Here is a 14,703-nt window from a genome sequence, read left to right as displayed (position 1 = left end):
TCAGGCAACCTCTACCGGGGTGCCGCCCAGCTGGCTCAGGGCCTGGATGACCGAATCCGGTTCCAGCAGGCGCAGGCAGTTGTAGTGACCGAAACGGCACGTGCGCTCGAAACAGGGGCTGCATTCGATGCCCAGTTGAACGATCTCCACCTGATCGGCCAGCGGCGGCGTGAAGCCCGGCGAGGTCGAGCCGTATACCGCCACCAGTGGTCGGTTCAACGCCGCGGCCACGTGCATCAGGCCGGAATCGTTGGAGACAACCGAGTCGGCACAGGACAGCAGGTCAATGGCTTCCGCCAGCGAGGTGCCGCCACTGAGGTTGACCGACTCTTCGCGCAGGCCGGGAATCAGCCGCTCACGAATGCTTTCACCCACCGGATGATCGTTCTTGGAGCCGAACAGCCAGACCTGCCAGCCCTCGCGGATCTTCGCCTCGGCGACTTTGGCGTAATGCTCGGAAGGCCAGCGCTTGGACTCGCCAAACTCCGCGCCTGGGCAGAGGGCCAATACGGGACGATCCAGGCTCAGGCCGAACTTGGCCAACGCGGCATCGCGGCTGGCGGTTTCGATCTGAAGGCTTGGCTTGGGGTACGGGCGCGGGATCTCGGCGCCTTTTTCATAGGCCAGCGCCATGAAACGCTCGATCATCAGCGGGTATTGCTGTTTATCGAGGGTGCGCACGTCGTTGAGCAGGCCGTAACGAAACTCGCCGCGCCAGCCCGTGCGTTTCGGGATGCCGGCGAAGAACGGCACCAGCGCCGACTTCAACGAGTTCGGCAGCAGGATCGCCTGATCGTACTGGCCCTTCAGGGATTTACCGATGCGACGACGGGTCGCCAGTTCCAGCGCGCCGTGGCCGAGCGGGAAGCTCAAGGCCTTGCGCACCTCGGGCATGCGCTCAAGGATCGGCCGGCTCCACTCGGGCGCCAGCACATCGATTTCGCATTGCGGGTGACGCTGTTTCAGGCACTGGAACAGCGTTTGCGCCATCACCATGTCACCGACCCAGCTGGGCCCTACGATCAGAATTCTCATGCTCAATCCAAAAACGACCAGAAACGAGCAGGGAGGCCCATCAGACTGCGTGACGCTTCCACACAGCCTGACGCCTCCCTGTCATAGCTTTATATATGCCCTTCAATTGGGGCGTTGCAGTGCTGTCACTGCCTGGCTCGCCCCCTGTGGGAGCGAATTCATTCGCGATGAGCCAGACCCATCGACACATCTACGTCGCCTGACACATCTTTCGCGAATGAATTCGCTCCCACAGGGGGTGATGTTTCCTGCGCCAACATCAACTCAACCCCAACTGCGCCCAGATCCGCATCACTTCACGCCGCTCGGCCACAAACTGATCGCCGCTGACCACCCCCGCATCCTTCTGCAAGGCCTGTCGGTGAGCGGCCGAACGATACGCCTTGTACACCTCGCGCAGCAGGCTGGCGTCAGCGGCGGGCATGAGACCCGCCTGCTCCAGACCTTCAAGAATGCGGATGTTATCGGTGTATCGAAGCAGCGCAGGATGCTCTCTGGACCACGCCAAGGCCGCGTATTGCACCATAAATTCGATATCGACGATACCACCGGCGTCCTGCTTGAGATCGAACGACGCCGTGGCTTCGAAGGCATTCGCCCCCTTGCCGGCGGTTGTGCCCTTGGTGCCTAGGTTGTCGCGCATCTTGGCGCGCATCTCGCTGACCTCCTGACGCAGCGTGCCCAGATCCCGCTCGCGGCCCAGCACCGCTGCGCGAACCGCTTCAAATCCATGACCCACATCCGTGCTGCCCACCAGCACCCGGGCACGCACCAATGCCTGATGCTCCCAGGTCCAGGCTTCGTTCTCCTGATACCGGGAAAACGCCCCCAGCGAACTCACCAGCAAGCCCGACGCCCCCGAAGGTCGCAGGCGCATGTCCACTTCGTACAACTGACCGGAGTTGGTTTGCGTGGTGATCAAGTGAATGATCCGCTGGCCCAGACGCGTAAAGAACTGCGCACCATCAATCGGCTTGGCGCCGTCGGTTTCAGCTTGCGGATCGCCATCGTGGATGAACACCAGATCCAGATCGGAACCATGCCCCAGTTCGATCCCGCCGACTTTTCCATAACCGACAATCACAAAGCCGGGGTCGCACACTGTGCCGTCCGGGCGCCGTGGCGCACCATGGCGGGCGACCGTGTGCCGCCACGCCAACGCCAACACCTGCTCCAGAATGGCCTCTGCCAGCCAGGTCAGGTAGTCGCTGACCTTCATCAACGGCAGGCTGCCGGTGATCTCCGACGCCGCGACACGCAGGCTGTGCGCCAGCTTGAAGTGCCGGAGCGCTTCCATCTGCTGTTCAAGATCGTCTTCAGGAATGCGCGTCAGGCGCTCGCGCAACTCGGCGCCCAACTCCAGCGCCTGTGGCGGGCTGAACAGCCGGCCTTCATTGAGCAATTCGTCCAGCAGCAGCGGGAAGCGGGCTATCTGCTCGGCGATCCACGGGCTGGCCGCGCACAAGGTCAGCAGCCGGCGCAGCGCCCCAGGGTTTTCGGTGAGAAGCACCAGATAGGCCGACCGCCGCGCCACGGCCTCAACCAATGGCAGCACACGCTCCAGGACCAGATCAGGGTTGCTGTGTTCGACCGCTTGGGCCAACAGGCGTGGAATGAACGCATCGAGCCGCTCACGCCCCAGACGCTGCATCGAGCGCAGCTGCGAACTGTTGCGCAAATTGCTCAGGTGCTTCAGCGCTTTCTGCGCATCCGAGAATCCGCCTTCCTGCAATTGAAGGGAGGCGCTTTCTTCATTCTGAGACTCTTCCCACAGTGGCAACCACTCGCCGCCGACGATCTCTTCGCCGCCGTCCTCCTGACCCTCTTCTTCATCCGGGTCAGCGATGACTTGCCGGAAATGCCAGTCAACCCGACCGCGCCAATACATAAGCTTCTCGTGGAAGCTGTTCCAGTCGGCAAAGCCCATGATGAACGCGATGCGCGCCTGGTCCCGATCATCCTCGGGCAGCATCTGGGTCTGACGATCCGCAATGGCCTGAATGGCGTGCTCGGTGTAGCGCAGGAATTCATACCCTTGGCGCAGCTCGTCAATGACAGCCGAAGGCAGGTAGCCCTGACCGTCGAGCGTGCGCAACACCTTGAGCAAGGGACGCTGCTGTAGGCTCAGGTCGCGGCCGCCGTGAATCAACTGGAACGCCTGAGCGATGAATTCCACCTCGCGAATGCCGCCCGAACCCAGCTTGATGTTCGCCGCCATGCCCTTGCGCCGGACCTCCTGCTGTATCAGCTGCTTCATGGTGCGCAGCGCTTCGATGGCCGAGAAATCCAGGTAGCGCCGATAAACGAACGGTCGCAGCATTTCCAGCAGCTCGTCACCCTTGGCCTGATCACCACCGACCACCCGGGCCTTGATCATGGCGTAGCGTTCCCAGTCGCGCCCCTGATCCTGGTAGTACTGCTCCAGCGCGTTGAAGCTGAGCACCAGCGCGCCGGATGAGCCATAGGGCCGCAAGCGCATGTCGACGCGAAAGACAAAACCGTCGACCGTCACCGGATCCAGTGCCTTGATCAGGCGCTGGCCCAGGCGAATGAAAAACTCCTGATTATCCAGCGGACGTTTAACCCCCTGGGTTTCGCCGCCCTCGGGGTAGGCGAAGATCAGGTCGATGTCGGACGACAGGTTCAATTCGACGGCGCCAAGCTTGCCCATGCCGAGGATGACCATGTGCTGTGGCTCGCCGCTGCGACGACCGGTGGGCGTTCCGAATTGCTGGCAATGCCGCTCATACAGCCACTGGTACGCGAGGTCGATACTGCCATCGGCCATGTCGGAAAGGTCGCGACAGGTTTCGACCAGATCAGCTTGCCGGGTCAGGTCACGCCAGATAATTCGGACTTGCTGCCGCGTCCTCTGCCGACGTAGATTACGCCCCAGCTCATCGTCACTGGCAGCTTCCTGCACTGCGACGGCCATCTGCTGGCGCAGCTCACCGGCTTTATAGCCACGCTCAAGCTCACCGGATTCGGCGAGGTCGAGCAGCATCTGAGGGTCGCGACTCACCTGATCGGCGACAAAGTCGCTGGCCGCGCAAACGCGATCAAAAGCGGCCAGACGTTCAGCGGGCCAGGCATCGAAAGTCGCCTGACCGGCCTCCGTCAGAGAGACAAGCGCAGCGCGGAACGACTGTTGCGCACGAGTGACCAACGGCAGAAGGACGGCCGGCAGATCAGCCAGCAAAGGGAGGCTCATGGTCTATCCTTGGTCGGCGTTCAAAAGACTACCCGCCGTGGAGGTTGTACACACGATACGGACAGGACTGTCGAACAAAGGTTAAAAATTGCTAGCGCTTCATTATTTTTGGTTGCCAGGATCAGCTTTCACTTGATCTGTTTGTTATTTCAACCAACATTAGCGATTTGTTTCACCGCATGACCCGAGCGAAAACATCGTTCACCTGTAGTTTTACTACTGTATATACAAGTCAAAAAGCTGAAACGGCCAAAGATTTGTAGTAAAACTACACAACGCCGGGTACAACTCCGGCCATCCAAGAATTTTTACGTCGTCTGCCCACAAGGCCAGTCGCAACAAACTCAGGCAACCGATTCTGGAAGCCTTTCCGCCCTGGAGCAAGCCATGCAAGACCTCGATCCCGTCGAAACCCAGGAATGGCTGGACGCCCTGGAATCGGTTCTCGACAAAGAAGGCGAAGACCGTGCTCATTACCTGATGACCCGTATGGGCGAGCTGGCCACACGAAGTGGTACCCAGCTGCCGTACTCCATCACCACGCCTTACCGCAACACCATCCCTGTTACCCGCGAAGCACGCATGCCCGGCGACCTGTTCATGGAACGCCGCATCCGTTCGATCGTTCGCTGGAACGCACTGGCGATGGTCATGCGCGCCAACATGCAAGACCCTGATCTGGGCGGCCACATCTCCACGTTCGCGTCCAGCGCCACGCTGTATGACATCGGCTTCAACTACTTCTTCCAGGCCCCGACCGAAGAACACGGCGGCGACCTGATCTACTATCAAGGTCACGCTTCTCCGGGCATCTACGCTCGCGCCTTCCTTGAAGGTCGCTTGAGCGAAGAGCAGATGCTCAAGTTCCGTCAGGAAGTGGATGGCGGCGGCCTGTCGTCGTACCCGCACCCTCACCTGATGCCGGACTTCTGGCAGTTCCCTACCGTTTCCATGGGCCTGGGCCCGATTACTGCGATCTACCAGGCGCGCTTCATGAAGTACCTGGAAAACCGTGGTTTCATCCCGGCTGGCAAGCAGAAAGTCTGGTGCTTCATCGGTGACGGTGAGTGCGACGAGCCGGAAACCCTGGGCGCCATTTCCCTGGCCGGTCGTGAAAACCTCGACAACCTGATCTTTGTCATCAACTGCAACCTGCAGCGCCTCGACGGCCCGGTTCGCGGTAACGCCAAGATCATCCAGGAACTCGAAGGCGTATTCCGCGGCGCTGCCTGGAACGTCAACAAGGTCATCTGGGGCCGCATGTGGGACCCACTGTTCGCTCAGGACGAAGACGGCCTCATGCAGCGTCGCATGGACAAAGCCATCGACGGCGAGTACCAGAACTACAAGGCCAAAGACGGCGCCTACGTCCGTAAGCACTTCTTCGGCGACGATCCAGAGCTGCTCAAGCGCGTCGAGAACCTGTCCGACGACGAGATCTGGAAACTCAACCGTGGCGGCCACGACCCGTACAAGGTCTACGCGGCGTACCACCAGGCGGTCAACCACAAAGGCCAGCCAACCGTCATCCTGGCCAAGACCATCAAAGGTTACGGTACCGGTGCAGGCGAAGCGAAAAACACCGCGCACAACACCAAGAAGGTCGATATCGAGTCGCTGAAGAAATTCCGTGACCGCTTCGACATTCCGCTGAACGATTCCGAGCTCGAATCGCTGCCGTTCTATCGTCCGGCCGAAGACAGCGCGGAAATGAAATACCTGCGCAAATGCCGTGAGAAGCTCGGTGGCTCCCTGCCGCAGCGCAACCGTGGCAACACCAGCATCCCGACTCCGCCACTGGACACCCTCAAGTCCATTCTGGACGGTTCGGGCGACCGTGAAATCTCCACCACCATGGCGTTCGGTCGTATCCTCGCCTCGATGGTGAAAGACAAGGAACTGGGCAAGCGCATCGTTCCGATCCTCGCCGACGAAGCGCGTACCTTCGGTATGGAAGGCATGTTCCGTCAGCTGGGTATCTACTCGCCAGTCGGCCAGCTTTACGAGCCAGTCGACCGCGATCAGGTGATGTACTACCGCGAAGAGAAAGACGGCCAGATCCTGCAGGAAGGCCTCAACGAGGCAGGCGCGTTCTCCTCGTTCATCGCTGCCGGTACCGCCTACAGCAACTACAACACCCCGATGCTGCCGGTCTACATCTTCTACTCGATGTTCGGCTTCCAGCGTATCGGCGACCTGGCCTGGGCTGCTGGCGATGCACAGACTCGCGGCTTCCTGCTGGGCGGCACCTCCGGGCGTACCACGCTCAACGGTGAAGGCCTGCAACACGAAGACGGTCACAGCCACATCCTGGCCTCGACCATCCCGAACGTGCGCAGCTATGACCCTGCCTATGCCTACGAGCTGGCGGTGATCATGCACGAAGGCACGCACCGGATGATGACGTTGCAGGAAAACGTCTATTACTACATCACCGTGATGAACGAGAACTACCACCAGCCAGCCATGCCGGCCGGGGTCGAAGACGGCATCATCAAGGGCATGTACCTGCTTGAGGAAGACAAGCGCGAAGCGGCTCATCACGTTCAACTGATGGGTTCGGGCACCATCCTCAACGAAGTGCGCGAAGCGGCGAAGATCCTGCGTGAGCAGTTCAACATCGGCGCCGATGTCTGGAGCGTTACCAGCTTCAACGAACTGCGTCGCAACGGCCTGGCCGTTGAGCGTGCCAACCGTTTGAAGCCGGGCCAGAAGCCACAGGTGAGCTACGTTGAAGAGTGCCTCAACGGCCGTAAAGGTCCGGTGATCGCTTCGACCGACTACATGAAACTGTTCGCTGACCAGATCCGTCAGTGGGTTCCGACCAAGGAATACAAAGTCCTGGGCACTGACGGCTACGGCCGCAGCGACAGCCGCAAGAAGCTGCGTCACTTCTTCGAAGTCGACCGTCACTTCGTGGTGCTGGCAGCTCTGGAAGCCCTGGCCGACCGTGGCGACATCGAACCGAAAGTCGTGGCGGAAGCCATCACCAAGTTCGGCATCGACCCGGATAAACGCAACCCGCTGGACTGCTAAGGCCTGCGTTAACGATCGCAAAGCGCGCTGCAACATTGCGCACGACAGCCGAGGATGCGGAATTTACTCCGGTAAATGAGCATCCGAGGCTGTTTTGTCGCACTCCCGGCAGCGCAGTCGAGTGAACAGGTTCTCCTAAGGAGAGACATTGTGAGTGAGTTAATTCGTGTACCCGACATCGGCAGCGGTGACGGTGAAGTCATTGAGTTGTTCGTCAAGGTTGGCGATCGCATCGAAGCCGATCAGAGCCTGCTGACCCTTGAGTCGGATAAGGCGAGCATGGAAATCCCTGCGCCGAAGGCCGGTGTTGTCAAAAGCCTGAAAGTGAAAATCGGCGACCGCCTGAAAGAAGGCGACGAGCTGCTCGAGCTGGAAGTGGAAGGTGAGTCTGCCGCTGCTCCTGCTGCCGAAGCTGCTGCCGAGCCCGCCGCAGCGGCTCCAGCACCTGCTGCTGAAAAACCGGCTGAGGCAGCGCCTGCACCTGCCGCCGCGCCAGCCCCTGCTGCCGAAGCCGCCGTTCAGGACATCCATGTGCCTGACATCGGTTCGTCGGGCAAAGCTCGCATCATCGAACTGCTGGTCAAGGTGGGCGACAGCATCGAAGCTGACCAGTCCCTGATCACGCTGGAGTCCGACAAAGCCTCGATGGAGATTCCTTCTCCAGCCGCTGGCGTTGTCGAGAGCATCAGCGTCAAGGTCGAAGACGAAGTCGGCACTGGCGACCTGATCCTGAAACTGAAAGTGGCCGGTGCTGCACCTGCCGCCGCGCCTGCTCAGGCAGCTGCCCCGGCTCCGGCCAAGGCTGACGCGCCTGCAGCAGCGCCAGCCGCTGCACCTGCGCCGAAAGCCGAAGCGGCCCCTGCGCCTGCAGCCGCTCCTGCCAAAGACGGTGCCAAGGTTCACGCAGGCCCGGCTGTTCGTCAGCTGGCTCGTGAATTCGGCGTCGAGCTGAGCGCTGTGACGGCGACCGGCCCACATGGCCGCGTCCTGAAGGAAGACGTGCAGGTTTACGTCAAATCCATCATGACCAAAGCCAAAGATGCACCGGCTGCTGGCGGCGCTGCCGGCGGCATGGGCATTCCTCCGATTCCGGAAGTCGATTTCAGCCGCTTCGGCGAAATCGAAGAAGTGCCGATGACTCGCCTGATGCAACTGGGCGCAACCGGTCTGCACCGCAGCTGGCTGAATATCCCGCACGTCACTCAGTTCGATCAGGCCGACATCACCGACCTGGAAGCTTTCCGCGTTGCGCAGAAAGCCGTTGCCGAAAAAGCGGGCGTGAAGCTGACCGTATTGCCTCTGCTGCTCAAGTCCTGCGCGCACCTGCTCAAGGAGCTGCCGGACTTCAACAGCTCGCTGGCACCCAGCGGCAAGGCAATCATCCGCAAGAAATACGTCAACATCGGTTTCGCCGTGGACACGCCGGACGGCCTGTTGGTCCCAGTGATCAAGAACGTCGACCAGAAGAGCCTGCTGCAACTGGCTGCCGAAGCCGCCGAGCTGGCTGAGAAAGCACGCAGCAAAAAGCTGTCGGCCAACGACATGCAAGGTGCCTGCTTCACGATCTCCAGCCTGGGTCACATTGGCGGCACCGGCTTCACGCCGATCGTCAACGCGCCTGAAGTGGCGATCCTGGGTGTGTCCAAGGCCACCATGCAACCGGTCTGGGACGGCAAGGCTTTCCAGCCACGCCTGATGCTGCCGTTGTCACTCTCCTACGATCACCGTGTGATCAACGGCGCTGCAGCGGCTCGCTTCACCAAGCGTCTGAGCGATTTGCTGGCGGATATCCGTACGATTCTGCTGTAAGCCGTACAAGGCCCGTTTCCCATGAAACGGGCCTTCGCTGTTTTTCGAGCTGCCACGCTCGTACCTCAACCCCGCCCATTTGGCGGGGCTTTTTTTGGGCGCAGGTTTTTGGGGGTTGGTGTTGGTGTTGGGGCTGGGAACGATCACTACAACAACTCTCTAACGAAGGGACATCCGCAACAAAAGCGCCAACCGTGAGCACCAAAATCAGGCACTTACCGGCCTTTCCCGACAAATCCGACCAACAACCTTTAGTTAATCCCCGATTTGCCGACAGATTTATAGCACTAAGCCATCGCGCTCACTTGTCAGCCCGTTCGCCATGATGCAACCTTGCGACACGCGATTTAACGATGGGCTCCTTGCCCATCCGCGACAGTACTCTTAAAGCGAGTTCCTTCATGAAAAGCCAACCTGATGCTGCCGCCCGATCGGCAGCCGAGGTCGTGACGCAATTGCCGGTGCCCTCGCGGCTCGGCATGCTGCGTTTCGAGCGGCTGAATGAACCCAGCTGGGCGATGCTGTACCTGGATCCCAACTGCGAAAAGCAGTTCGACATGCCGGCCATGGAGCTGTGCGCCCTCATCGGCGCGCCTTATGCCAGCCTGATGGAACCGGAGGCTCGCTACCATTTGCACGATGCCGTACAGATGCAACTGGCCAGCAACTCGCATTACGTCATCCGCTACACCCTTCACACGACTCGCGGCCCGCTGGGCCTGCTTGAGATCGGAGAAGGCTACAAGCAGCACAACCGTCACCTGCTGCGCGGCTATCTGATGGTGGTGGATGAGGTGTTCGACGCCAGTGAGCTGGCGTTCAGCCCGGATCTGGAAGTTCAGAACTCGCGCCTGCAGATCGCCCTGGAGCTGAATCAGCGCGCTCAACACGAACAGCTGCAGCACCTTGAACGGGTTCGCGCGCAGCAGAGCTTGATCCTGCGCCTGGCGCGCCATCGCTACAGCTCCAGCAACTCCTTGCAGGAAGCCGCCGAGCTGATCACCAAGAGCGCTTGCGAGATCTACGACATTGATCGCGCGGCCATCTGGAACCTCAACGGCCAGACACTCGAGCCCATCGCCGAGTATCGCCGGGACATCGACGGTTACTTCAAACCCGCCGCCATCGACATCAGTCGCTACCCCAGCTATCTGGAAGCGCTGCACACCAGTCGTGCCATCGACGCCAATGACGTGCAGCTCGACCCGCGCACCCGTGAGCTGGCCGAAAGCCTCGGGCCGCGTGACATCAACGCGATTCTGGACGCCAGCATACGCATCGACGGCCACGTCGTGGGCGTGTTGTGCCTGGAACAGACCGGCACGGCGCGCGACTGGCAGTCCGACGAGATCGCCTTTGCGGGCGAGCTGGCCGACCAGTTCGCGCAGGCGATCAACAACCACAATCGTCGCACCGCCACCAACGCACTGCACCTGTTCCAGCGTGCCGTGGAGCAGAGCGCCAATGCGTTTTTGCTGGTCAATTGCGACGGCGTGGTCGAGTACGTCAACCCAAGTTTCACCGAGATCACCCAGTACACCGCGGATGAAGTCCATGGCCATCGCCTGTCGGAACTCCCCGCGCTGGAAAATCTCAACTCGCTGTTGCTGGACGCCAATTCAAGCCTGGTAAGCGGCAACAGCTGGCAGGGCGAATTCAAGAGCCGTCGCAAGAACCTCGAACCGTACTGGGGCCAATTGTCGATTTCCAAAGTCTATGGCGACAACCGCGAGCTGACCCATTACATCGGCATCTACGAAGACATTACCCAGGCCAAGCTCTCCCAGCAGCGGATCGAGCGCCTGGCGTACACCGACAACCTGACCAATCTGGGCAACCGTCCGGCGTTCATCCGCACCCTCGACGAGCACTTTGCCCGGGACATCGAAACGCCGATCAGCCTGCTGCTGGTGGACATCGACAACTTCAAGCGCATCAACGACAGCCTCGGTCACCAGACCGGTGACAAGTTGCTGATCAGCCTCGCGCGGCGTCTGCGCAACAGCCTGAGCCCGACCGGGATTCTCGCGCGCTTTGCCAGTAACGAGTTCGCCGTGCTGCTCGACGACACCGGTCCCGAGGACGGTCAACGTATCGCCAGTCAGGTGCTGACGACGCTGGACAAGCCCATGTTCGTCGATAACCAGCTGATCAGCGTGACGGGCTCCGTCGGCCTGGCCTGCGCGCCCCTGCACGGTCGTGACCCGCAAACCCTGATGAAGAACGCCGGTCTGGCGCTGCACAAGGCCAAGGCCAACGGCAAGCATCAGGTCCAGGTGTTCACCGAAGCGCTCAACGCCGAGGCCAGCTACAAGCTGTTCGTCGAAAACAACCTGCGGCGCGCCCTGACGCAAAACGAGCTGGAAGTCTTCTATCAGCCCAAGCTGTGCCTGCGCACCGGGCGCTTGTTGGGCATGGAAGCGTTGTTGCGCTGGAACCATCCGGAAAAGGGCATGATCCGACCGGACCAGTTCATCAGCGTCGCCGAGGAGACCGGCCTGATCATTCCGATCGGCAAATGGGTCGCGCGCCAGTCCTGCCGCATGAGCAAGCAACTCACCGCTGCCGGTTACGGCAAGCTGCACGTGGCGATCAACGTCTCGCCCAAACAGTTCTCCGACCCGGAACTGGTGACCTCGCTCGCCAACATCTTGCGCGAAGAACAGCTCGACCCGTCGCTGCTGGAGCTGGAGCTCACTGAAGGCTTGCTGCTGGAAGCCACCGAAGATACGCGCCTGCAACTGGAATCCCTGAAGACTCTCGGCCTGACGCTGGCGATGGACGACTTCGGCACCGGTTACTCTTCCTTCAGCTACCTGAAGAAATTCCCGATCGACGTGATCAAGATCGACCGCAGCTTCATCCGCGACATTCCAGACGATCAGGACGACATGGAAATCACCTCGGCGGTCATCGCCATGGCGCACAACCTCAAGCTGACGGTGGTCGCGGAAGGCATCGAGACCGCCGAGCAACTGGCGTTTCTGCGTCGCCACCGCTGCGACGTAGGCCAGGGTTATCTGTTCGACAAACCCATCCCGGGCGAAGACCTGATCAACGCCTTGCGGCGCTATCCACGCGGGCCGCAGCTCTGACGCCAAAGGTTCGCTCCCCTTCCCCGCTCGTTCCATGTACGGCACACTTGTCGCCTTTCATTTGTAACAACACAATCTGACCCCATATACGTCCTTCACTGACAAACCCTGTCGGTTGTCCTGTCCCTGAGAGGTCTACCTCATGGCCCTGCGCTCGGAAATCCTTGTGAACAAAAACGAACTCCCTACTGCCCAGCAAGCGCTGCCGGGCCGCGAAACCCCGATGTCTCTGCCGGAAACACATTTCGTCAATGGCAAACCGCTGCTGGGCCCGTTCTTTCAAGAGGTCGAATTCGCCATCTTCGGCCTGGGTTGCTTCTGGGGCGCCGAGCGTCGTTTCTGGCAACGTGATGGCGTTGTCAGCACAGTCGTGGGCTACGCGGGCGGGTTTACGCCAAACCCGACGTACGAAGAAGTGTGTTCCGGCCTGACCGGCCACAGCGAAGTGGTGCTGGTGGTGTATGAGCCGGAGAAGGTCAGCTATCAAGAGCTGCTGGCGATGTTCTGGGAACTGCACAACCCGACACAAGGCATGCGCCAGGGCAACGACATCGGCACCCAATACCGATCGGTGATTTACGCCACCACGCCTGAACAGCTGGAAGCAGCCCAAGCCAGCGCCGAGGTGTTTCAGGCGGAACTGACCAAGGCCGGTCTGGGGGACATCACCACGGAGATCGACCAGGCGCCGACCGTGTACTTCGCTGAGGCGTATCACCAGCAATACCTGGCCAAGAACCCGCAAGGCTATTGCGGGATTGGCGGCACGGGCGTTTGCATGCCGCCGAGCCTGAACCAGGCTTGAGCCAAACGGGCTGAAGGATCAACACCGATACACTGTAGGAGCCGGCTTGCTGGCGAATGCGTCAGGTCAGACAACACATTGTTTACTGATCCACCGGTTCGCCAGCAAGCCGGCTCCTACAGCGGCGGTGTTCGCCACACGAGCACCTCAGGCAATCAGCTCTCAGCAATCAGCCAGTCCATCGTCCAGTCACCCTGAGTCTGGCCCAGCTTCTCAGCCAGCCAAGGCAGCAGCTCACGCAGCTCCTCCTCCAGGCCCCACGGCGGGTTGGCGATGGCCATGCCTGAGCCGTTCAGGCTGTTCGGCGTGTCCAGTGGATGCACCAGCAATTCCACACGCAACAGCTTCGGCGCGCCGGTTTCGGCCAGTTCTTGATAGAAACGCTTGAGCGCACGCTGGTCCTTGACCGGATACCAGATGGCGGCAACGGTCTGACGCATGCGGCCAATGGCTTCCTTGAGCGCCACCGAGCAGCGTTTCATCTCGTCGAGTTGCTCGAACGGCGGGTCGATCAGCATCACCGCGCGTTTTTCCTGCACCGGCAGCAAGGCCCGCGGCACATGCCAGCCCTCACCCAGGTGCACCGCCACGCGGCGGTCGTATTTCATGTTGTCCTTGAGCAGCGCGCCATCTTCAGGGTGTTTCTCGTTGAGCAACACGCGGTCCTGCTCACGGGTCAGACGTCGCGCCAGCTCAGGCGAACCGGGGTAGTAGCGCAATTCGCCGGTCTTGCGGTTCATCTGGCGAATCACGTCCAGATAGCCCGCAGCCATCGGCGGCACATCGTGCGCGTCCCACAAACGGCCGATGCCTTCGATCCACTCGCCGGTACGCGTGGCCTGATCACCTTGCAGGTCGTACAGACCCAGACCCGCGTGGGTGTCGAGGTAGGCGAGCGGCTGCTCCTTGCGCGACATCAGCGCGATCAAGCGAGTCAGGACGATGTGTTTGAAGACGTCGGCGTGGTTGCCGGCGTGGAAGGCGTGACGGTAGTTCATGGCGGCTCCTGGAAGGCTGCGGAGTTTAACAAAACAGCCGCCATTGCGCAGACCGCTCGTGCCCCACCGCGCACGGGAAACCAAATCACAGGCAAAAAAAGCCCCGGTTAAGCCGTTACAAAACCGGGGTTGAGGGACATGCGCGGCCCAGAGGGTGACCAAACCGTGGCCCGCGCAATTTGAATGTGGCGATTATGCCGAATGAACTAAATGGTTACATAGCCAAAACCGACGTGCTGTTGCGTATGCCAGACATTGCCGACGACAGGTATTGCCGAGCGTGCGCGGCGCTACCAGAATCGGCTCAATCCCAATAAAAGGAGCGAGCGTCATGATGCATGCGGACCTGATCGACCAGGACGATCTACTGGGTCAACTCAGATCGATCGGCTTTGAAATGCCTTCCGGCGCCACCGCTGAGCAAGCCTGCGCACAGGTTGTGTGTGGCTTGAACGACGACCGCGCCCGAGCACTGCGCCAATTGGTGGAAAAGATGCTCACCAGCAGCGCAACCATCTTGCCAGCGGTGCGTCAGGCGATTGATCAGCAGTTATTGCCGGCGTTGGCGACGTATAACAAAGCTCGTACGCAGGCATAACATCGCGATCTGCTGCGACATTAAACATTGTAGGAGCCGGCTTGCTGGCGAACCGGTCTTGTCAGCGACGCCATCCGTCACTGGCCTACCGCATTCGCCAGCAAGCCGGCTCCTAC

The 14,703-nt window shown here is 60.5% G+C and carries 8 protein-coding genes; 5 read left to right on the top strand and 3 right to left on the bottom strand.

The window, feature by feature from the left end; translation table 11 throughout:
* Together waaF and glnE are read right to left on the bottom strand one after the other, a co-directional pair.
* Positions 1–1,035, bottom strand: coding sequence for a lipopolysaccharide heptosyltransferase II (gene waaF, locus BLS87_RS07685; protein WP_074751729.1), 1,035 nt, complete (start codon positions 1,033–1,035; stop codon positions 1–3).
* 259 nt (positions 1,036–1,294) lie between these two features.
* On the bottom strand, positions 1,295–4,246 hold the full coding sequence (gene glnE / locus BLS87_RS07680) for a bifunctional [glutamate--ammonia ligase]-adenylyl-L-tyrosine phosphorylase/[glutamate--ammonia-ligase] adenylyltransferase (RefSeq protein ID WP_074751727.1): 2,952 nt from the start codon (positions 4,244–4,246) through the stop codon (positions 1,295–1,297).
* Between the two features lie 387 nt (positions 4,247–4,633).
* Here glnE and aceE point away from each other — a divergent pair, with 387 nt between their 5' ends.
* From aceE to msrA, 4 genes are all read left to right on the top strand, one after another.
* Positions 4,634–7,282 (top strand): pyruvate dehydrogenase (acetyl-transferring), homodimeric type, encoded by a 2,649-nt coding sequence (aceE, locus tag BLS87_RS07675; RefSeq protein WP_074751725.1) that lies wholly within the window; start codon positions 4,634–4,636, stop codon positions 7,280–7,282.
* A gap of 150 nt (positions 7,283–7,432) precedes the next feature.
* Positions 7,433–9,091 (top strand): dihydrolipoyllysine-residue acetyltransferase, encoded by a 1,659-nt coding sequence (aceF, locus tag BLS87_RS07670; RefSeq protein WP_074751723.1) that lies wholly within the window; start codon positions 7,433–7,435, stop codon positions 9,089–9,091.
* Between the two features lie 401 nt (positions 9,092–9,492).
* Positions 9,493–12,186, top strand: coding sequence for a putative bifunctional diguanylate cyclase/phosphodiesterase (locus BLS87_RS07665; protein WP_074751721.1), 2,694 nt, complete (start codon positions 9,493–9,495; stop codon positions 12,184–12,186).
* A 142-nt stretch (positions 12,187–12,328) separates the two neighbouring features.
* A complete protein-coding gene (msrA, locus tag BLS87_RS07660) occupies positions 12,329–12,991 on the top strand; it encodes a peptide-methionine (S)-S-oxide reductase MsrA (protein WP_074751719.1) in 663 nt (220 codons plus the stop codon).
* 155 nt (positions 12,992–13,146) lie between these two features.
* Here msrA and BLS87_RS07655 read toward each other — a convergent pair whose 3' ends face one another.
* A complete protein-coding gene (locus BLS87_RS07655) occupies positions 13,147–13,989 on the bottom strand; it encodes a 23S rRNA (adenine(2030)-N(6))-methyltransferase RlmJ (protein ID WP_074751717.1) in 843 nt (280 codons plus the stop codon).
* Between the two features lie 331 nt (positions 13,990–14,320).
* On the opposite strand from BLS87_RS07655, the gene BLS87_RS07650 reads away from it, so the two are divergent.
* Positions 14,321–14,587: a hypothetical protein gene (locus tag BLS87_RS07650; protein WP_062379143.1), complete on the top strand. Its 267-nt coding sequence runs from the start codon at positions 14,321–14,323 to the stop codon at positions 14,585–14,587.
* Positions 14,588–14,703 lie beyond the last annotated feature (116 nt).

Origin of the sequence: Pseudomonas abietaniphila, assembly GCF_900100795.1 — a bacterium.
GTDB lineage: Bacteria > Pseudomonadota > Gammaproteobacteria > Pseudomonadales > Pseudomonadaceae > Aquipseudomonas > Aquipseudomonas abietaniphila.
This window is presented reverse-complemented; position numbering and strand designations above follow the sequence as displayed.